The sequence below is a fragment of the Paenarthrobacter sp. Z7-10 genome, assembly GCF_026932795.1.
Classification (GTDB): Bacteria; Actinomycetota; Actinomycetes; order Actinomycetales; family Micrococcaceae; genus Arthrobacter_M.
In genome coordinates, this window is the sequence record NZ_JADPVH010000025.1 from 21,814 (window position 1) to 40,242 (window position 18,429).

General features: G+C 66.7%; 20 protein-coding genes. 3 read left to right on the top strand and 17 right to left on the bottom strand.

The window, feature by feature from the left end; genetic code table 11:
• Nucleotides 1–82 precede the first annotated feature (82 nt).
• Entirely contained in the window at nucleotides 83–1,231 is a 1,149-nt protein-coding gene (locus tag IV498_RS09335; RefSeq protein ID WP_269046286.1) for an arginase family protein, read from the top strand.
• A gap of 88 nt (nucleotides 1,232–1,319) precedes the next feature.
• On the opposite strand, the gene hutH is transcribed toward IV498_RS09335, so the two are convergent.
• From hutH to IV498_RS09375, 8 genes are all read right to left on the bottom strand, one after another.
• Nucleotides 1,320–2,894 carry a histidine ammonia-lyase gene (hutH, locus tag IV498_RS09340; RefSeq protein WP_269046287.1) on the bottom strand — a complete coding sequence of 525 codons (1,575 nt, stop codon included), beginning with the start codon at nucleotides 2,892–2,894 and terminating at the stop codon, nucleotides 1,320–1,322.
• A 43-nt stretch (nucleotides 2,895–2,937) separates the two neighbouring features.
• The gene (gene hutU, locus IV498_RS09345; RefSeq protein WP_269046288.1) at nucleotides 2,938–4,641 is read right to left on the bottom strand and encodes a urocanate hydratase; all 1,704 of its coding nucleotides are present in this window, start codon (nucleotides 4,639–4,641) and stop codon (nucleotides 2,938–2,940) included.
• A gap of 269 nt (nucleotides 4,642–4,910) precedes the next feature.
• The gene (locus tag IV498_RS09350) at nucleotides 4,911–5,705 is read right to left on the bottom strand and encodes an IclR family transcriptional regulator (RefSeq protein ID WP_269046289.1); all 795 of its coding nucleotides are present in this window, start codon (nucleotides 5,703–5,705) and stop codon (nucleotides 4,911–4,913) included.
• Between the two features lie 90 nt (nucleotides 5,706–5,795).
• Nucleotides 5,796–6,593, bottom strand: a complete 798-nt coding sequence (locus tag IV498_RS09355; protein WP_269046320.1) for a 3-hydroxybutyrate dehydrogenase — start codon at nucleotides 6,591–6,593, stop codon at nucleotides 5,796–5,798.
• A 161-nt stretch (nucleotides 6,594–6,754) separates the two neighbouring features.
• Nucleotides 6,755–7,711, bottom strand: a complete 957-nt coding sequence (locus IV498_RS09360) for a spermidine synthase (protein WP_269046290.1) — start codon at nucleotides 7,709–7,711, stop codon at nucleotides 6,755–6,757.
• Complete coding sequence (locus IV498_RS09365) at nucleotides 7,711–8,250, bottom strand: GNAT family N-acetyltransferase (RefSeq protein WP_269046291.1); 540 nt, start codon at nucleotides 8,248–8,250, stop codon at nucleotides 7,711–7,713. Before IV498_RS09365 ends, IV498_RS09360 begins: the two co-directional genes overlap by 1 nt.
• Before the next feature lie 26 nt (nucleotides 8,251–8,276).
• Nucleotides 8,277–8,600, bottom strand: a complete 324-nt coding sequence (locus tag IV498_RS09370) for a thiamine-binding protein (RefSeq protein WP_269046292.1) — start codon at nucleotides 8,598–8,600, stop codon at nucleotides 8,277–8,279.
• Nucleotides 8,597–8,803 (bottom strand): ferredoxin, encoded by a 207-nt coding sequence (locus IV498_RS09375; protein ID WP_269046293.1) that lies wholly within the window; start codon nucleotides 8,801–8,803, stop codon nucleotides 8,597–8,599. Before IV498_RS09375 ends, IV498_RS09370 begins: the two co-directional genes overlap by 4 nt.
• 105 nt (nucleotides 8,804–8,908) lie before the next feature.
• Between IV498_RS09375 and IV498_RS09380 the strand changes: the two genes are divergently transcribed.
• Nucleotides 8,909–9,562 carry a TetR/AcrR family transcriptional regulator gene (locus IV498_RS09380; protein WP_269046294.1) on the top strand — a complete coding sequence of 218 codons (654 nt, stop codon included), beginning with the start codon at nucleotides 8,909–8,911 and terminating at the stop codon, nucleotides 9,560–9,562.
• Nucleotides 9,563–9,566: 4 nt separating this feature from the next.
• Here the strand turns inward: IV498_RS09380 and IV498_RS09385 are convergent, their stop codons facing one another.
• From IV498_RS09385 to IV498_RS09405, 5 genes are read right to left on the bottom strand one after another with little or no spacing between them, the layout of a single operon-like run.
• Entirely contained in the window at nucleotides 9,567–9,878 is a 312-nt protein-coding gene (locus tag IV498_RS09385; RefSeq protein WP_269046295.1) for an AzlD domain-containing protein, read from the bottom strand.
• Nucleotides 9,875–10,603, bottom strand: coding sequence for an AzlC family ABC transporter permease (locus IV498_RS09390; protein WP_269046321.1), 729 nt, complete (start codon nucleotides 10,601–10,603; stop codon nucleotides 9,875–9,877). The genes IV498_RS09385 and IV498_RS09390 overlap by 4 nt, the downstream gene beginning before the upstream one ends.
• A gap of 8 nt (nucleotides 10,604–10,611) precedes the next feature.
• On the bottom strand, nucleotides 10,612–11,007 hold the full coding sequence (locus IV498_RS09395) for a hypothetical protein (RefSeq protein WP_269046296.1): 396 nt from the start codon (nucleotides 11,005–11,007) through the stop codon (nucleotides 10,612–10,614).
• The gene (locus IV498_RS09400) at nucleotides 11,004–12,854 is read right to left on the bottom strand and encodes a glycoside hydrolase family 15 protein (protein WP_269046297.1); all 1,851 of its coding nucleotides are present in this window, start codon (nucleotides 12,852–12,854) and stop codon (nucleotides 11,004–11,006) included. Before IV498_RS09400 ends, IV498_RS09395 begins: the two co-directional genes overlap by 4 nt.
• Nucleotides 12,855–12,862: 8 nt before the next feature.
• Entirely contained in the window at nucleotides 12,863–13,729 is an 867-nt protein-coding gene (locus IV498_RS09405) for a glycerophosphodiester phosphodiesterase (protein WP_269046298.1), read from the bottom strand.
• Between the two features lie 74 nt (nucleotides 13,730–13,803).
• Between IV498_RS09405 and IV498_RS09410 the strand changes: the two genes are divergently transcribed.
• Complete coding sequence (locus tag IV498_RS09410) at nucleotides 13,804–15,165, top strand: DUF445 domain-containing protein (RefSeq protein WP_442951332.1); 1,362 nt, start codon at nucleotides 13,804–13,806, stop codon at nucleotides 15,163–15,165.
• A 30-nt stretch (nucleotides 15,166–15,195) separates the two neighbouring features.
• On the opposite strand, the gene IV498_RS09415 is transcribed toward IV498_RS09410, so the two are convergent.
• Genes IV498_RS09415 through IV498_RS09430 form a run of 4 tightly spaced genes read right to left on the bottom strand, consistent with a single transcriptional unit; the run spans nucleotide 15,196 to nucleotide 18,362 of the window.
• On the bottom strand, nucleotides 15,196–16,068 hold the full coding sequence (locus IV498_RS09415) for a biotin-dependent carboxyltransferase family protein (protein ID WP_269046299.1): 873 nt from the start codon (nucleotides 16,066–16,068) through the stop codon (nucleotides 15,196–15,198).
• Nucleotides 16,069–16,728, bottom strand: coding sequence for an allophanate hydrolase subunit 1 (locus IV498_RS09420; protein ID WP_269046323.1), 660 nt, complete (start codon nucleotides 16,726–16,728; stop codon nucleotides 16,069–16,071). It abuts the gene before it with no gap.
• A 22-nt stretch (nucleotides 16,729–16,750) separates the two neighbouring features.
• Nucleotides 16,751–17,500 carry a LamB/YcsF family protein gene (locus IV498_RS09425; protein WP_269046300.1) on the bottom strand — a complete coding sequence of 250 codons (750 nt, stop codon included), beginning with the start codon at nucleotides 17,498–17,500 and terminating at the stop codon, nucleotides 16,751–16,753.
• Nucleotides 17,484–18,362 carry a hypothetical protein gene (locus IV498_RS09430; RefSeq protein WP_269046301.1) on the bottom strand — a complete coding sequence of 293 codons (879 nt, stop codon included), beginning with the start codon at nucleotides 18,360–18,362 and terminating at the stop codon, nucleotides 17,484–17,486. Before IV498_RS09430 ends, IV498_RS09425 begins: the two co-directional genes overlap by 17 nt.
• Nucleotides 18,363–18,429 lie beyond the last annotated feature (67 nt).

Below are 18,429 nucleotides of genomic sequence, written 5' to 3' on the forward strand. Positions count from 1 at the left end.
CCCGCGGACGGGATCTGTCATGCCGGACAGCTCCTGGCCGCCCCGACTGGTTTAACCCTCGGCAATGCTGTGGAGTTGAAGAATGGATTTCCCTGCTTTGGACGTTGATGCTTTCGCGCACGCATGGACCGGAAGGAACGACGGCGACGGCGACGGACATCGCCGGTGGTGGCAGGCGGTGGAGCCTTGGCCCGGGACGCCGGAGACCGGTGCCGCCCGGCCTCCGCAGCCGGAGCGGCCGACCACGGAGCCGCCTCACGCCGAGCAACCTGCCTGCCCTGCCGTAATTCTTGGATTCCGCAGCGATGAGGGCGTCAGGCGGAATCACGGACGCAGAGGTGCAGCCTCAGCCCCAGCGGAAATCCGGTCAGCCCTCGGCTCGCTGGCCTTCCACGCCAAGCGCCCGGTGTACGACGCCGGCGATATAGTCGTGGGCGTCGAACCGGATAACGGCCGCCACGCCGGGGGCGAACCAGACGGCGGCCACGCGGGGGCCGAAGCGAACAGCGGCGACGACGCAGGGGTGGAACCGGAAAGCAGCGGTGTCGTCGGGGACGCGAAAGCCGGCGGTCCGGCCGGGGACGCGCTCGCGGCGGGCCAGCGGCGCGCCGGGGCCGCCATCACGGCACTGCTCGATGCCGGTGCCCTGCCAGTGGTGTTCGGGGGCGGGCATGAAACCGCCTTTGCCAGTTACCTCGGAGTATCCGCCTCGAAGCGCATCCGTGATGGCGCGCGGCTTGGTGTGCTCAACCTCGATGCGCACTTCGACCTCCGGAACGCGCCGGTTCCGAGCTCGGGGACGCCGTTCCTGCAGATGGCGCATGCCGAAGCCGCCGCCGGCCGCACGCTCAACTACGCCGTCGTCGGCATCAGCGAACCGAACAACACCCGCGCGCTTTTCGATACCGCCGACCGGCTGGACGTGAAATATCTTCCGGACGAGGAGTGCACCGAAGATCGGACCCGGGAGTTCGTCGAGTCCTTCCTGGCCACGGTGGACGCGGTCTACCTGACCATTGACCTGGACGTAATGCCCGCCTCAGTGGCCCCCGGTGTCAGCGCGCCCGCCGCGTTCGGTGTTCCGCTGCCGGTCATCGTGGCCATCTGCGGCCAGGTTGCCGCCAGCGGCAAGCTGTTCCACGCCGACCTGGCCGAGCTGAATCCGGACTTCGATGTTGACTCCCGGACAGCGATGGTGGCCGCCCGGCTGGTACACACACTGCTGCGCTGAGTTCCGCTGGAAGGTGGACCTCGCTCAGGCGCGCCCTGCCGGCGGTCGCGCCGGCCGAGCGGAACGGCCACTTCCAGCTGCCGGTTGGTTAGTGCAGCGGTCCAACGGCGGATTCGGCGGCGGCGCGAATGGCACCGCTGGCGATCAGCCGGTCTGCTTCGTTAAGTTCGGGCGACAGGAACCGGTCCGCGCCGGCGCCGGCGACTGTTTCGCGCAGCACCGCCAGGACGGCGGCTCCAGCCGGGCCGGGCTGCAGCGGGGCGCGCATATCGATGGCCCGCGCCGCCGCCACCAGTTCGATGGCCAGTACACGGCGAAGGTTTTCCACCGACGAACGCAGCTTTCGGGCGGCATGCCAGCCCATAGATACGTGATCCTCCTGCATGGCGGAGCTGGGAATCGAATCCACGGACGCCGGCACGGCCAGCCGCTTGCTGTCCGAGACAAGCCCCGCCTGCGTGTATTGGGCGATCATCAAGCCGGAATCCACTCCGGGGTCCCCCGCCAGGAAAGCCGGCAGTCCATGCGAGCGCGCCGGATCAAGCATCCGGTCCGTGCGTCGCTCCGCGATCGAAGCGACGTCCGCTGCCACAATGGCCAGGAAGTCCAGCACGTAGGCCACCGGAGCGCCGTGGAAGTTTCCATTGGAGCTGACCCGGCCGTCCGGGAGCACCACCGGGTTATCGATGGTGGCGGCCAGTTCGCGGGTGGCCACCAGGAAGGCATGGTCCACGGTATCCCGGGCGGCTCCGGCGACCTGCGGGGCGCAGCGCAGCGAGTAGGCATCCTGGACCCGGCTGTCCCCCACCCGGTGCGAGGCGACCATCGGGGAATCGGAGAGAACCCGGAACATATTGTCCGCGCTTGCCGCCTGGCCGGGGTGCGGGCGAAGTGCGGCGTGCAGCTCCGGCCGGAAAACCTGGTCCGTTCCGAGCAGGCCTTCCACCGACAACGCCGCGGTGATGTCCGCCGTCGTCATCAACTCCCGCAGATCCGCAATGGCCATCAGCAGCATGCCCAGCATGCCGTCGGTGCCATTAATCAGCGCCAGGCCTTCCTTTTCGGCCAGCAGCACCGGCTCAATGCCGTGCTCGGCCAAAAGGTCCGCAACCGGGCGTCCCGAACCGCCGAACAGCGTGCCGTCCGGGCCGGTCGCCTCACCCTCGCCCATCAGCACCAGCGCGCAGTGCGAGAGCGGAGCGAGGTCGCCGGAGCAGCCCAGCGAGCCGAATTCACGCACCACCGGGGTGATCCCTGCATTGAGCACATCCACCATGGTCTGCACGACGACCGGGCGAACGCCGGTGCGGCCGGAGGCGAGTGTCCTGGCGCGCAGGAACATCAGCGCCCGCACCACCTCGCGCTCCACCGCCGGTCCCATCCCGGCCGCATGGCTGCGGATCAGGGATTTCTGCAGCTGCGTGCGCTGATCCGCCGGGATGTGCCGGTTCGCCAACGCACCGAACCCGGTCGAAATGCCGTACGCCGGGACGTCCGAGTGGGCCAGCTCGTCGATGTGCGCCCGGACGCGGGCCACCGTCTGCAGCGCTTCGGGCGTGAGCGTCACCTTGGCGTTCCGGCGGGCGACGGCGATCACGTCTTCGGCGGTGGTGCCGGCGACGGAGAGAAGGACTTCGCGGGTTTCGAGGGTTTCTGCGGTCACGACGGTGTACCTTTCATTGTGATCGAGTGAGCACTTGATGGGCTTATTTGCCTTCTGACATGGGGATCCGGACACCGCGCTCGGCGGCCACTTCCAGCGCCCGGTCGTAACCGGCGTCGGCGTGCCGGATGACCCCCATCCCCGGGTCATTGGTGAGCAGGCGCTCCAGCTTTTGCGCAGCCAGTTCGGTACCGTCGGCCACGGAGACCTGGCCGGCGTGGATGGACCGGCCAATGCCGACGCCACCGCCATGGTGGATGGAAACCCAGGTGGCGCCCGAGGCAGTGTTGAGCAGGGCATTGAGGAGCGGCCAGTCCGCGATCGCATCGGACCCGTCCGCCATGGACTCCGTCTCGCGGTATGGGGAGGCGACGGAGCCGGAGTCCAGGTGGTCGCGGCCGATCACTATGGGCGCCTTGACCTTGCCGTCGGCGACGAGCTGGTTGAACAGGACACCGGCCTTGGCCCGCTCCCCATAGCCCAGCCAGCAGATGCGGGCCGGCAACCCCTCAAATTCCACATGCTCCGCGGCGGCGTTGAGCCAGCGGTGCAGATGGGCATTGTCGGGAAAAAGTTCCTTCAGAGCTTGGTCGGTGACCCTGATATCTTCGGGATCCCCGGAGAGGGCAACCCAGCGGAACGGGCCCATTCCTTCGCAGAACAATGGGCGGATGTAGGCGGGCACGAAACCGGGGAACGCGAAGGCGCGGTCGTAGCCACCCTTACGGGCCTCGTCCCGGATGGAGTTGCCGTAGTCAAAGACCTCGGCACCGGCATCCTGGAATTCCACCATGGCCTGCACGTTGCGGGCCATCGCGTTCTGCGCCTTCTTCGTAAACCCGTCCGGATCTTCCTTGGCCTCGGCTGCCCACTCTTCCACGCTGTATTCGGTGGGCAGATAACTCAGCGGATCATGCGCGCTGGTCTGATCGGTGACAATGTCCACGGTGAATTCGCCGGCCTTGTGGCGGCGCAGCAATTCCGGGAAGACCTCGGCGGCGTTGCCGACGTAACCAACGGACAATGGGCGCCGTTCGGACTTGGCTTGGAGCACCTTGGCCAGAGCCGCATCCAAGTCCGTTTCGACGTCGTCGAGGTACCGCTTGCCCGCGCGGCGCTCCAACCGCGTCTTGTCGACATCTACGATCAGGGCCGCTCCGCCGTTGAGGGTAACGGCCAGCGGCTGTGCGCCGCCCATTCCACCGCAACCGGCGGTGAGCGTCAGCGTGCCGGCGAGCGTTCCGCCGAAGCGCTTATCAGCTATGGCGGCGAAGGTTTCATAAGTGCCCTGCAGGATGCCCTGAGTGCCGATGTAAATCCAGGAACCGGCCGTCATCTGGCCGTACATCATCAGCCCCTCGGCCTCCAGCCGGCGGAATTCCGGCCAATTGGCCCAGTCCCCGACCAGGTTGGAGTTCGCAATCAGCACCCGCGGAGCCCACTCGTTGGTACGAAAGACTCCTACCGGCTTGCCGGACTGCACCAGCAGCGTTTCGTCCTTCTCCATAGTGGTCAGGGTGCGGGTAATGGCATCAAATGCGTCCCAGCTGCGCACCGCCCGGCCGGTGCCGCCGTAAACCACCAGGTCATCCGGGCGCTCGGCAACTTCGGGATCCAGATTGTTCATCAGCATCCGCAGCGGCGCCTCCGTCTGCCAGCTCTTCGCCGTCAGCTCGGTACCGCGGGCCGCCTTGACCGGGCGGGCTCCGCGGGAAAAATCAACACCATGAGTTTGGGCGGGTGCCATGTCAGCTCCTAAGGATCAGCAAACGAGGGTAACGGGATGTGTCTTCGGTGATTGGCTTGGCCAGCATGTCAGCACTGCCCTCGGCCAGCCGCTTGGCTGCTCGAGGCGTCCAAGTCATTCCGGGACGCGGCGATCGAAAATATCCTTACTTCTATGAAAGCCTGTGCGCCGGTCCGCACCAAGGGGTTTTCGGACGGGGTTGTCTTGTATCTCAGACATCCACCGCAGGGACTGGGTCCAGCGTTCGGGTGGGGCGCGGGCGGAGCCGGTTACACACCCGGCCGGCCGTGGATTCGGTTCGACAACTCATCGGCCACTTTCTGTACCCGGCGGGCAAGGTCCAGCCACTGTTCTGCTGGCACCTTGTCTTCCAGGAACGTCACGGCAACGGCCGCTGTTGGCCAGCCGACGTGATCAGTGACAGCCGCCGCAACTGAGCCGAATCCAGGCGTCACTTCGCCATGCTCTGTGGCGTACCCACGCTGCCGGACCTGCTCCAGGTGAGCCTGCAGCATCGAGTACTTCAGGATGGGACTCTCGGTTTCGTGCCGCGCGGTGAAGGCTGCCGCATTGGGATATAGGGCCCGGACCTGGGACTTGGGCAGCGCAGCGAGGATGGCTCGCCCGCTGGCGGTGAGATGGCTGGGCAGCCGGACGCCGACGTCTGTCACCAGCGACGGCCGGTTCTTGGCCCGCTCTTCGACAATATAGACGACATCACGTCCGTGCATCACGGCAAGGTGCGCACTTTCACCAATTCCGTCCACCAGCGCGGCGAGCAGCGGACGTCCCAGTCTCGACAGCGGCTCCTGCCGGGAATAAGCGGAGCTTAGTTCGAAGGCACTGATGCCCAGTCCGTAACGCTGCTCCTCATGCAGATGCAGGACGAATCCGTTCTGTTCCATCACCGACAGCAAGTGGTAGACGCTGGACCGGGGCAGGCCCAAGCTGGCTGCGATGGTGGATGCCGCCATCGGTCCGCGCCGGGAAGCGAGCAACTTCAGCAAGCGCAAGGTGTTTTCCGCAGCCGGCACTTTGGATGGCCGCGTGGTATTGCTGGTCAAGGTTCCTCGTTCGTGCCGGAAGAGTCGAACGTTTGGAGTTGTACCCGGTGAGTGCGGCTGCAGCCGCGCCACCGGTGCAGAAGCGAACCGTCAGCGGGCAGACCAGCCACCATCCATAGTGTAGGACGCACCTGTCACCATGGCTGCCGGTCCGGAGACCAGCCAGCCGACCAGGGATGCGACCTCCTCCGGTTCCACCAGCCGTTTGATCGCGCTCTCGGTGAGCATCACCTTGTTCAGGACCTCGGCCTCGCTGATGCCGTGCACCTTCGCCTGATCCGCGATCTGTGCCTCCACCAGCGCTGTGCGCACGTAGCCGGGGTTCACGCAGTTGCTGGTCACCCCATGTTCGCCACCCTCCAGCGCCGCCACTTTGGAAAGCCCCTCGAGGCCGTGCTTGGCCGCCACATAAGCGCCCTTGAAGGGCGACGCCCGCAACCCGTGCACCGATGAAATGTTCACGATCCGGCCAAATCCCTGGTCATACATGTGCGGCAGCGCCGCACGGATCAGCAGAAAGGGAACCTCAAGCATCAGCGTCAGGATGCGGCGGAAATCCGCCGGATCAAACTCCTGCAGCGCACTGATGCGTTGGATGCCGGCGTTGTTGACCAGAATGTCTGCGTCCAGGACCAGCCCGGCCAGCGCTGAGGTGTCGGACAGATCCACGGCCCAGGTTTCGCCGTCGACCTCGCTGGCCAATCGCACTGCCGACGCTTCGTTCATGTCAGCGATGGTGACGTGCGCGCCTTTAGCCGCAAGTTCCCGCACGACGGCGGCCCCGATGCCGCTGGCCCCGCCCGTCACCAAGGCCCGCCGTCCCGACAGCGGGCGGTCGGCGGACGTCGCGCTGGAAGCCGGATCCGGCAGCGGGCTGTTGTCCTGCATCGTCTTCTCCTGGTTTGTCGGGGCGCCGGCTGTGTTCATGTCCCCACTTCAGCACGTGCCCCGGCGGAACGCAACGCACACGCCGCCCTACCCTCCCGGCTCCATCTGCGAAACCCCAGCTTGGCCGCCAGACCCGGGAACTCTCCGGGGTCTGGTGGGGTTCATGGCGTTTCGGCCGGCGGAGGAGCGGGAGTGGAGGGATCCGCGGCATGAATCGGTGGAGAGGAGGGATGGTCCCGGGGAAGCGGACGTGGATTGTCGGTGAGCACGGCGGCTGGTCGGCCGAACTGGCGCACTTGGCGGTCATTCCAGAGCTGGGCCGGCATCGCGCCCCCGAGCAACGTGCGGGGCAGCAGCGGGTTTTCACCGAGCGGCGCGTCGCTTCCGGCCAGGATGATATTGCCGTAGCGCCTGCCCTTGAGCATCGGGGGGTCGGCGATGATCACGGTATGGGCAAATTCCGCAGCGAGGGTCGCCGCCTCCTGACGGGCCACCACCAGGGACGGCGGAGCACCGCAGTTGATCACGTACACCCCGGCCGGAGCCAGCACCCGATGAACCTGTGCCGTAAACTCGGCCGTAGTGAGCGGTTTGGGCGTTACCGGTCCGGCGAAGACGTCCCGAATAATCAAGTCGCGGCTGCTGTCGGGCAGCGATTCCGTCACCGCCCGGGCCTCACCCGCCCGGATCTTCAGCTGCGGGGCACGCGGCAGGTTGAACCAAATCCGGACAAGGTCAGCCAGCCTGGAGTCGATTTCGACGACGAGATTGTGCGAGTCCGGGTAGGCGGCGACCAGGTAGCGCGCCATCGAGCAGGCCGCACCACCGAGGTGCAGCACGCGATGCCGGGCCGGCGCGGGGAATGACGCGGTTGCCCACTGGCTCTCCACCAGGGCAACAATCCAGCGCATGTACTCGAAATCCAGCCGAAGCGGGTCCGACAGGTCCACATGGGAACTTTGGACGCCGTTGAGCTTGAGCAACCAACCATCCGGATTATCGCCGTCCGGGATGAGTTCCGCCGTTCCGGTGTCAATGTCGTAGCTGCCGGCCGCGGGGCCGTCCCCGCGCTGCCCTGAATTCTCTGCCGGTGGGCGGCTGCTTCGCTGCCTGCCCATCAGCGGCGCACGCCGGACGTACGCTGGCCCTGCCCGGCCTGGTGCCGGCGGACCATCCGGATCTCCGGCAGATTGCACCAGGAGTCCGGCAGCAGCTTATGGGCCCCGTCGGGGACAAAACCATTTTTGGCATAGAACGCCTGCGCCCTCGGGTTCTCCGCCAGCACCCAGAGAAATGCCGGCGCCGTTCCAACCGCGGCATCCAGCAGCGCCTGCCCCACGCCGTGGCCGTGCACGCGTTCCAGCGCGTAGATCATCTGCAGTTCCAGTTCGGTTGGCGCGTCGTCATCCCTGCCGGGACCGGCGTGGGCAATGCCGACCAACTGGCCGTCGTCGTCGTCGTACGCCAGCAGCGGAACGTAACCGGACAGCAGGGCGTCACGGCGCTGCTCAATCCGCGCCGCAATGTTCGCCCTGCGGCCGGCAAAAAACTCCGGTGGCAACAGTGGCCCGTAGGCCTCCTCGTGCGCCGCCGTATGCATCCGAACCAGCTCCTCGGCGTCCTCAGCCGTGGCGGCGCGGATGCTGAAGGCTCTCATCTGGCCATGCTAACCGACGTGGCGCTCTACGTGCCTTCCTGAATCGCCTTCTCCAGCCGCTGGACCTTCGCCGTGAGTTCACCGCTGTAGCCGGGGCGGATATCAGCCTTGAGCACAAGCGAGACCCTGGATCCGTAGGCGCCCGCAGCCTGCGTCGCCCGCTTGATCACGTCCATCACCTCATCCCACTCGCCCTCAAGTTCGGTGAACATTGAGCTTGTGGAATGCGGAAGTCCCGACTCCCGGACCACTTTCACGGCAGCCGCGACCGCGTGGTGAACCGAGGCATTATCTGATGTCGTGCCGTTCGCCGGAGTGCCGGAGGGTGCCACCGAAAACGCTGCAATCATGACTGGTCCTCCTCAGCCCAGGCAATGGCCTGCGCTGGGCACAGGAAGATGGCCTTGTCCACATTGCCGCGCTGTTCTGCGGCCGGTTCCTCGGTCAGCAGGATGACCCGGCCGTCCTCCGGATCCTGATCAAAGACCTTGGGTGCGACCATCAGACAGTTGCCGCTGCTGACGCAGCTGTAGGGCTCAATTTCAACTTTCATCGTGTTTCCTCCGACGCTCGACTCTCCCTCGCGCAGCCCGGCCGGCTGCAGGTCTTTCAACTCCATTGTCCCCTGTACCGCCGACCGCGTTGCTAGTCTCTGGACATGTCGGAGATGGGTGCCAAGCCGCGGAGGGCGGATGCGGCGCGCAACATCGACAAAATCATCGTGGCCGCCCGGGAATGTTTCCGGCGCGACGGGCCGGATGTTTCGCTGCACGTCATAGCCCGGGAGGCAGGCGTTGGTCCTGCCACGCTGTTCCGCAACTTCGCCGATAAGGAGCAGCTGGTCCTGGCGGCGCTGTCCCAGCGGCTGAGCGTTAAAGTCGCGCCGGTCGCGGCCGCGGCGTTGCGGGCCGACGACGCCGCGCAAGGCCTCTTGTCCGTCACCGCAGCGCTGCTGGAAGTGGCCAGCGAGGAGCTGAACCTGCTCGCGGCCGCGACCAGCCGCCAGCGCCTGCTGGTCGGCGCTACCTTCCCACTGCTGGAATCCCTGCGGACCCTGCTGGCCCGGGGCCAGGAACAGGGCGCAATCCGCGCCGACCTGAGCCCCAATGATGTGGTGCCGTTGCTCGCCATGACCGTCGGCGCGCTCGAAACGAACGTACGGGGATCCGACTCCTGGCGGCGCTACCTGTTGATTCTCGCTGACGGCATACTGACACCGGCTGCGGCACGGCCGCTGCCGGAAGCTGATCCAGTTCCTGGCGTTGGTCATCGCTCACCCCGCAGGCCGCGACCGGCGCATCCCCTCGGCTGAACCGCTATCCCCAGCCCAGCAGACGCAGGCCGGCAGCCGCGGCGGCGCCCACCAGCACCACCACCAGGAACGGCGCCCGCAGGCTCAGCGCGGCGGCCGCGGCGGCGAGCGCCCCGAGCCGGGCATCCGGAACCAGCCGCTGCCCGCTGACGACCGTGTTCAGAACCGTCAGCGAAGCCAGCAGGCCAATCGTGAGCGTACCGGCCACCCTTGCCATCCGCGGATGGTTCATCCATTTGGATGGGACAAGATAGCCCAACAGTTTAGTGCCGAACGCCAACCCGGCTGCCAACAGGACCCATGGCCACAGGTTCACGGCGGTGGCCGCCGGGGACGGGGGCCACCGTCCGCATGCGGCTGAACGTCCGGCTCCAGCCCTTCCTGCTCGTGGCCGTGGCGGAACCATCCGATCAGCCCGGCAACCACCGCGGCCAGCAGAATCGGAACACCGGGCGGCACGAGCGGTACGGCCAGCACCGTGGCCAGCGCACACACTACGGCGATGGCGGCCGGCTGGCGGCCCTTAATCCGAGGCCAGAGCAGCCCCAAAAAGGCGGCCGCAGCGGCGCCATCCAGACCCCATTGTTTGGGATCCCCCATGGTGCTGCCCAGCAAGGCACCAGCGGCAGTGAACACGTTCCACAGCACGAACACGCCGATTCCCGCCACCCAGAAACCCCGCCGCTGCTCGAGGGGATCCTGTTGACCGGTGCTGGTCGCAGTCGATTCGTCGATGGTCAGCTGCGCCGCGAGCAGCCTCAACGCTCCGCGAGGGCGCAGCAGCGCGTTGAGCTGCATCCCATAAACCCCGTTGCGTATCCCGAGCAGGGCGGCCGCGCCCATCGCCGCGATCCCGCTGCCGCCGCCGCCGATCACTGCGATAAAAGCGAACTGCGAACCACCGCTGAACAGCAGCAGGCTCAGTGCCATGGTCTGCCAGAACAGCAGCCCCGCCGCCGCGGAAAGCGCGCCAAAGGAGACGCCGTAGAGGCCGGTCGCCAGGCTGATGGACAGGCCGATCCGTGCCGCTGGCGACGCCAGCAAAGCCCTCACCTGCGGCGCAGGCTCCAGGCCCACAGGACCAGCGGGAGCTGCAACGGCAGTCGGAGCGAATGCACAACCTGCCCGCGCCGGGTTCCACTGGGGCCGAAGGCGCGCCGCAGGGCAAAGATATGGCCCGCCGTGAAACCGGCGAACATCAGGGCGGTTGCGGTTGCGGCGGCCTTGCGGGTGCCCGGAAGCAGCAGCCCGACGGCGGCGGCAGCCTCCAGCACGGCGCTCGAGCTGACCCATTCCTGGCGGGACATGACGCCAAAACCGCCGTTCGTGTCCGTGCATAGGCTGCGTGGTATGACCGGATAGTAGAACTTGGGATCCCGAAGGTGCTTGATCGTGCTCGCACTCAGCAGGGCCGACAGGGCGAGGGCCGAATAGTCGATCCTCACACCGAGGCCGCTTCGTCGTCGCGAACAGCGGTGCGCACCTCGTCGCCTGCCTCAAGGCTGAGGCGCTCGGACCCGTGCAGCGCGTCTGCCGCACGCACCAGAGCCAGGTGCGAAAATGCCTGCGGAAAGTTTCCTGCCATGCGTCCCAGGGAAACCGCATATTCCTCGCTTAGCAGCCCCAGGTCGTTGGACAGACCGACCAGCCGGTCCATCAGTTTTTTGGCATCTGCGCGCCGGCCGGTATGCGCGTACTGTTCCACCAGCCAGAAGGAGCAGGCGAGGAACGGATGTTCGCCGGGAGCCAGGCCGTCCACTCCGGATTCGGTCCGATAGCGCAGCAGCAGGCCGTCGTCGTCGAGCAGTTCACGTTCCATCTGCGCCACCGTGCCCACCATCATGGGATCGTCGTAGGGCAGGAACCCCACCTGCGGGATCACCAGCAGCGAGGCATCCGTCTGCGAACCACCGTAGGTCTGGGTGAAGGAATTCAATTCCCGGTTAAAACCGCGGGCGCAGATTTCCTTGCGCAAACCATCCCGCAGTTCCTCCCAGCGCTTGAGCGGTCCCGGCAGATCGTGATCGCGAACGGCCCGCACCGCGGAATCGAAGGCTGCCCACATCATCACCCGCGAATGGGTGAAATACTTTGGCTCGCCGCGCATTTCCCAGATGCCCTGATCCTTGTCCTCGAGATGCTTCTCGGCGAAGTTCATTAGCGAGCGCTGCAGCGGCCAGGAGAAGTGGTCCTCCTTGCCGCCGCCCAGCCGCAGCTTTTCCAGCGCCACCATCACCTCGCCCACCACGTCGGCCTGGTATTGGGTGACGGCACCGTTGCCCACATGCACCGGTGTTGAGTTTTCGTAGCCGGAGAGATTGGGAAGGTCGTACTCCTCCAACTGACGCTCACCCGCCACGCCGTACATGATCTGCAGGTCCTCCGGATCGCCCGCAACTGCCCGCAGCAGCCAGTTGCGCCAGTGCAGCGCCTCCTGGGCGTACCCGTGCGTCAGCATCGCCTCCAACGTCAGCGCCGCGTCACGGAGCCAACAGTACCTGTAGTCCCAGTTTCGGGCACCGCCGAAATCCTCCGGGAGCGAGGTTGTGGGCGCGGCCACAATGCCGCCGGTATCCTCATGCGTCAGGGCCCGGAGCACCAGCAGCGAGCGCCTTACCGAACTGGCATATTCGCCATCCAGGACACAACTGGCGGCCCATTCAGACCAGTATTTGACCGTCAGTTCCAGGGCGGCATCAATGTATATGGCGGCCGGAATGCTCCGGTGCGAGGGATACCAGGCCAATTCCAAATCCGAGGTTTCGCCAGCCGCAACGGTAAATTCCCCCACGTGCATATGATCGGAGGCCTTGGGCAGCGGGTGGGAGCGCAGCACCAGCGCGTCCGGGCCGGCCACCGCCATCAGCACCTGGCGGCCATCGGCGTCGGGCATCCGGCTCATCCACGGCAGCACCTCACCATAGCCGAAGCGGACTTTCAGTTCCTGGCGCATCCGCACGCTGCCGGTCAGGCCCTCAACCCGGCGCACCAACGAGGCGCGCCTGTCCCCCACCGGCATGAATTCGGTGATCCGGACGCTGCCGCCGTCGGCCTGCCAATCCGTCTGCAGCACGAAGGTTCCGTCCAGGTAGCGTCGGGCGACGACGACGGCGTTTGCCGCCTCGGGCGCAAGCAGCCAGCGGCCGGCATCCTCGGTGCCCAGCAACGCACCGAAAACAGACGGCGAATCGAAACGCGGGAAGCATAGCCAATCAACACTGCCGGACCGCGAAACCAGCGGCCCGGTATGCATGTCGGACAGGAGCGCATAATCCTCGATACGTGATGCCATGATTCCACTCAATCACAATTGACTGGAAGCAGGCCACGAATCCGCGCCGGAAGGTTGGTGGTGATTTCCTGCACCCCCAGCTCGATGCACAGCTGCAGGTCCTCGGGTTCATCGACGGTCCAGACCCGCAGCCGCGAACCAGCACTCAGCCAGGACCTGACCCGGTCCGGATGGCTCCGGAGGTAATCCACGCCCGGTCCGGCCAGTCCCACCTCACCGGCGTCGAGCAGCCGCTCCGCCTCAGCCTGCACGGCCCGCAGCTTCGCGGCCCGGGCGGCCCCCGCCTCCGAATCGGCCGCTGCCTCCGCCTCGAGCGCCGCCGACTCAACGTCGTCGAGCAATTGGCACAGACAGCCGGCCGGAACGCTGCGGGCCAGATACTTCACCGACTGCGGATGGAAGCTCATGAAAGAGACCCGAATATTGCCCAGATGCGAGTTCTCCGGTACCCATCCCGCCGCACGCAGTTCCTGCAGCGTCCGGGCTTCCAACCGCTCGTCGAAGCCCTTCGGGTGCTTGAACTCGATGGCCAGCGCCAGCTCCCGTCCGGCAGCGTGCAGGATTGAGAGCAATTCGGCCAGCGTGAGGAACTGCTGCGCTGTGCCGCCGAACTGCGCCGGCACGGCGGCGCCCTTCCAGGCCGAAAAATCCAGCTCCCGCAGCTGCGCCAGAGTCATCGAGGCCACCGGCCCGGACCCGTTGGAGGTGCGGTCGACCGTATTGTCATGCAGCAGAACCAACTCCTGGTCACTGCTCAGATGCAGGTCACATTCCACCCCGTCCACGCCGTCGGCCAGCGCCTGCAGATAGGCCGCACGGGTGTGTTCCGCAAAATGTCCGCTCGAACCCCGATGCGCGTAGATCAATGGCCTCATGGCACCACGGTATTGCAATCACTGCGGTGGGGACAGCACCGGCAGCAGCGGGCAGCTTAACTTAGTCTTGCTGTATGGCGACTACCGAAAAATCCGATCCGTCCAGGGACTCCACGGCCGCGCGTCCAACAGGCCGTGTCGCATCGGGGGGTTCCGGGGCGGCCATCGGTATGGTGGCCGCCGCCGTTCCGGCCAGCGACCGGGAGAAAGCCTCGGCCCTGCGCCGGATGAAGGGCTCGGCGCTGTCCCTGCTGGTGCTGTTTGCCATTATCTTCACCGTTTCCTTCGGACTGCAGGGCCAATATCCGTGGCTCGAGTACGTGCGGGCAGCCAGCGAAGGCGGCATGGTCGGCGCCCTCGCGGACTGGTTCGCCGTGACGGCGCTGTTCAGGTACCCGATGGGACTGAAGATCCCGCACACCGCGATCATCCCCAACCGCAAGGACGCGATTGGCGCCAGTCTGGGCGAGTTCGTGGAAACCAATTTCCTGTCCGAGACCGTGGTGCGGCAAAAATTGGCAGGCATGGGGCTGGTGCAGACCGTAGGTTCCTGGCTCGCCACTCCGGCCGGTGCCGAGCGCGTCGCCACCGAGGGCTCCGCACTGATCCGCGGCATGATGGCGGTCCTGAACGATGACGACGTCCGTGACGTGATCGAATCCATGGTCCGCAAGCACCTGATCGATCCCCCCTGGGGGCCGCCGATCGGCCGGATAGCGGAACAGATCTTTAACGACGGCCATCACCATCAGCTGGTCGATCTGCTGGTGGACCGCTCCACCGAGTGGGTGGAGCGCAACCACGAAGTCATCAGCCGCCTGGTTTCCGACCGCTCCCCCACCTGGGTGCCGACATTCGTGGACTCGCTGATGGGGGACAAGATCTACACCGAACTGCACAAGTTCGCCAGGGCGGTGCAGCGGGATCCGCAGCACCAGGTCCGGCTGCAGCTCGACGATTACCTCAAGGACCTGGCCAAGGAACTCCAGCACGATCCCATCATGATTGCCCGGGCCGAGTCGATTAAGGCTCAGGTGCTCGACGATCCGCGGGTCCGCGAGCTGGCCGGGCGGACCTGGACGACGGTGAAGTCCGCGCTGTTGACCGCCGTCGACGACCCGGACAGCGAGCTGCGGATTAAGTTCACTGCCGCCGTGCGGGATTTCGGCAAGCGGCTGGTCCAGGACCACGAGCTGGCGGCGAAGGCCAACGCCTGGATCGGCGACGCCGCCTCTTATTTGGTGCGGACTTACCGGCATGAGATCGCCTCGATCATTTCCGACACGGTGGGACGCTGGGACGCGAAGGAAACCTCGGAAAAAATTGAGCTGCAGGTGGGCCGGGACCTGCAGTACATCCGGATCAACGGAACGGTGGTGGGCGGGCTGGCAGGGCTGGCCATTTTCGCCGTGGCACACCTGGTGTTCCCCGGCTGAGCCGGCGCCGGCGCGGAACCGCCGGTCTGATCAGCCGGCGAAGAACCGCACTTTCTGTCCCGGCCGGGCCTGCGCAAGCAGGTCGAGGTCCGCCCGGACGACGACGGCGATCACCGGATAGCCGCCCGTCACCGGGTGGTCGGCCAGGAAAATGGTCGGCAATCCTGACGGCGGCACCTGCAGCGCCCCGCTGACCATGCCCTCGCTGGGCAGCTCCCCGCGGCGCAGCTGGGTCAGGGGTTTGCCCAGCAGCCGTGCGCCAATCCGATTGCTGTCCGCCGAAATCTCCCACTCCTGGCCGGTCAGCCGATGCCAGGAGGAGGCATCAAACCAGTCCCGCCGCGGGCCCGCGCTGATCCGCAGCGCGATCACCTGCTCGGGTCGTGGCGGTGCCTTCACCGTCAACTGCCGGATCCGCTCCGCGGTATCCGTCCCAGCCGGGCCGCGCTCCAGCAGATCACCGGCCTGCAGTGGCCGGGGGCCCATTCCGGAGAGAATGTCCGCACTGGCGGAGCCCAACAGCGACGGGGTCTGCAGACCGCCCTGGACGGACAGGTAGTAGCGCAGGCCGGCCGCCGCTGTGCCGATCTTCAGCGTCGAACCGGGGGCCAGCTCCAGCGCCGTGTTCAGCGGCCGGCTGCTGCCCCCGCACTCCAGCTCTCCGCGGGCACCCGTCACAGCAACCACTGCGGCGGCTCGAAACTCCAGCTCCAGGCCACCGAGCAGGATCTCCAGTCCCGCCGCGCCGTCGTTGTTAGCCACCAGCCGGTTCGCCAGCCGCAGCGATCGTCCATCCAGCGCTCCGGAGGGACCCAGGCCCATAGCGGCCTGGCCGGGCCGGCCCAGATCCTCCACCAACGTCAGCGGACCGGGACGGCGCACCTGCGCGAAGACGGTACCCACTCAGACCTCCCGGAAGCGCACGCGCGTGCCGGGTCGGATCAGGGCCGCTGCGCCGTCGTCGTGCGCATTCCACAGCACGGCGTCCGTGTGCCCGATCAATTGCCAGCCGCCCGGGGAGGAGGCGGGGTAAATTCCGCTGAATTCGCCGGCCAGCCCCACTGCACCGGCGGGGACAACCGTGCGCGGGGTGCCGCGCCGGGGAACCTGAAGCCGGTCATGGTCGGTGACCAGGTAGGCGAAACCGGGTGCGAAACCCGTGAAGGCGGCGGTCCAGGGCGAAGAGGTGTGAAGTGCGACGACCTCCTCCGGCGATACGCCCAGGGATTGGGCCACCGACACCAGATCCGGCCCATCGTAGTTGACATCGACCCGCACTTCGTCGGTCCCTGCCTCTGCACCGGCAATCGGGGTGGTTTCCTGCAGCCAGCGCCGCACCACTGCACCGGCGATGAGGGCGGGATCGAAGTTGACCAGCACGGTGCGCGCGGCGGGCACCACATCGACCACGCCGCTGGGGCGATGCACGGACAAACCGCGGTACAAGGCCAGCACCGCCGTCAGATCCGGCAGCTCCGCGAGCACCGCGCTGTCGCCGCAGGGCAGCAGCACCAGCCCGGCCTGCGCCGCGTCGGCGGACGAACCTGCCGCGATTCCCGGCATGGCGGGACCGCCGGAAACTTCCTCAGCAGAAGGCAGCAATGGGAACCTTCGCACTCTGCAGGCCGGCGCGCACCGCGCGGGCCATGCCGACCGCCCCGGGACTGTCGCCATGCACGCAGAGCGAGTCGACCTCGAGGGTCAATACCGTGCCGTCCACGGCCGTCACGGTGCCGGAGACGGCCATTTGCACCGCCCGGCGTGCCACCGGCTCCGGCTCCAGCAGCAGTGCCCCGGCCTCTCCACGCGGCACCAAGGTCCCGTCGGGGCGGTAGCCGCGGTCGACGAAGGCTTCGCGGACGAATCGCTGTCCATTCTCCGCCGCGACAGCAGCTATTTTCGAGCCCGCCAGTCCGAGCATCGGCAGCCGCGGATCGAAATCCCGGACCGCGTCGCCTACTGCCTTCGCCTGTGCCGCATCATGGACAATCCGGTTGTAAAGCGCGCCGTGCGGTTTCACATACGACACGGCGCCACCCGCCGCCCTGGCCATTCCATCCAAGGCCGCCAACTGGTACAGCACATCGCCGTAAAGCTCGTCGCGGCCGATGTCCATGGCCCTGCGACCAAAGCCGGCCAGGTCCCGGTAACTGACGTGCGCACCGATGCGCACCTTGTTAACAACGGCGGCGCGGATGGTGCCCAGCATGGTGAGCGGATCGCCCGCATGGAAGCCGCACGCCACATTGGCGCTGCTGACCAGGGTCAGCAGCGCCTCGTCGTCGCCCATCCGCCACGCGCCGAACGATTCGCCGAGATCAGCGTTGAGGTCCATTCCTGTCCTTCCGTCCACCCAACCGCGGCAGCGCCGGCAGGGTCCGCCGGCGCACCGGCACGTCCACCCCGCGCGCCGCTCGTTTTTGTTCCAGCTCCGCGGCAAGTTCCGGCGGGAAAAACTCGGGGGCAGGGCCGAAGGCATTCTTGGTTGCCGTGACCACCGCGCGGCCCATCATCAGGTTTCCCGCTCCGCCTATCACGGCTCCGATGCCAAACGGAATGGCCCGGCCCACGATGGCGCTCCCCTCGCGCACCAACAGCCGACGCAGGAAGGCCTTCTGCAGCCGGCCGCCGATTCCTTTGACCGCGGAAAGCGGCATGCTCTTGCCCACCACGGATCCCCATGCCTGCATGGAGGTGCGGCCGGTGCCGAGCGCATGTCCGGTCAGGCCCTGCACCATTGCGGTGCCTTCCTCTCCGAGCATGATGGCCATCACCATGGTGCGGGCGCGCTCCGGGTCCTGCAGCCGGACGCCGTGCAGTTCAGCCACGGACTGCGCGTAGAGTGCGGTGGTCTCCAGGAAAACGACCGTCGCCGCGGCGGAAATTGACAGCGACGCCACGGTGCCCAACCCAGGAACGATGGCCGTTGCTCCGATGGCCGCGCCTCCACCCGTGACCGCCGAGATGAAATCGCGTTCCAATTTCCTGCTCAGCTCCGCCGTGTTGGCGTGCGGATGACGGCGCCGAAGTCGACGCAGGTTGGCCAACACGAGCGGCCGTTGCACGTCGACCGCCCGCAGCAGTGCCTTGGCCACCGCCGGAGTGGGCTTGCCTTCACGGTCAAAAGCCGCCTGCGTGGCGATCCTCACCGCCGGGTTGGGCTTGGACGCGGAGCGCTTGCTGTTCTTTCGTGCCATCAAAACCCCTGACCTTGATCTTCCTCCAAGCCTAGAACACAGTTGGCCGGTGCGCTTGCCTGCGGCT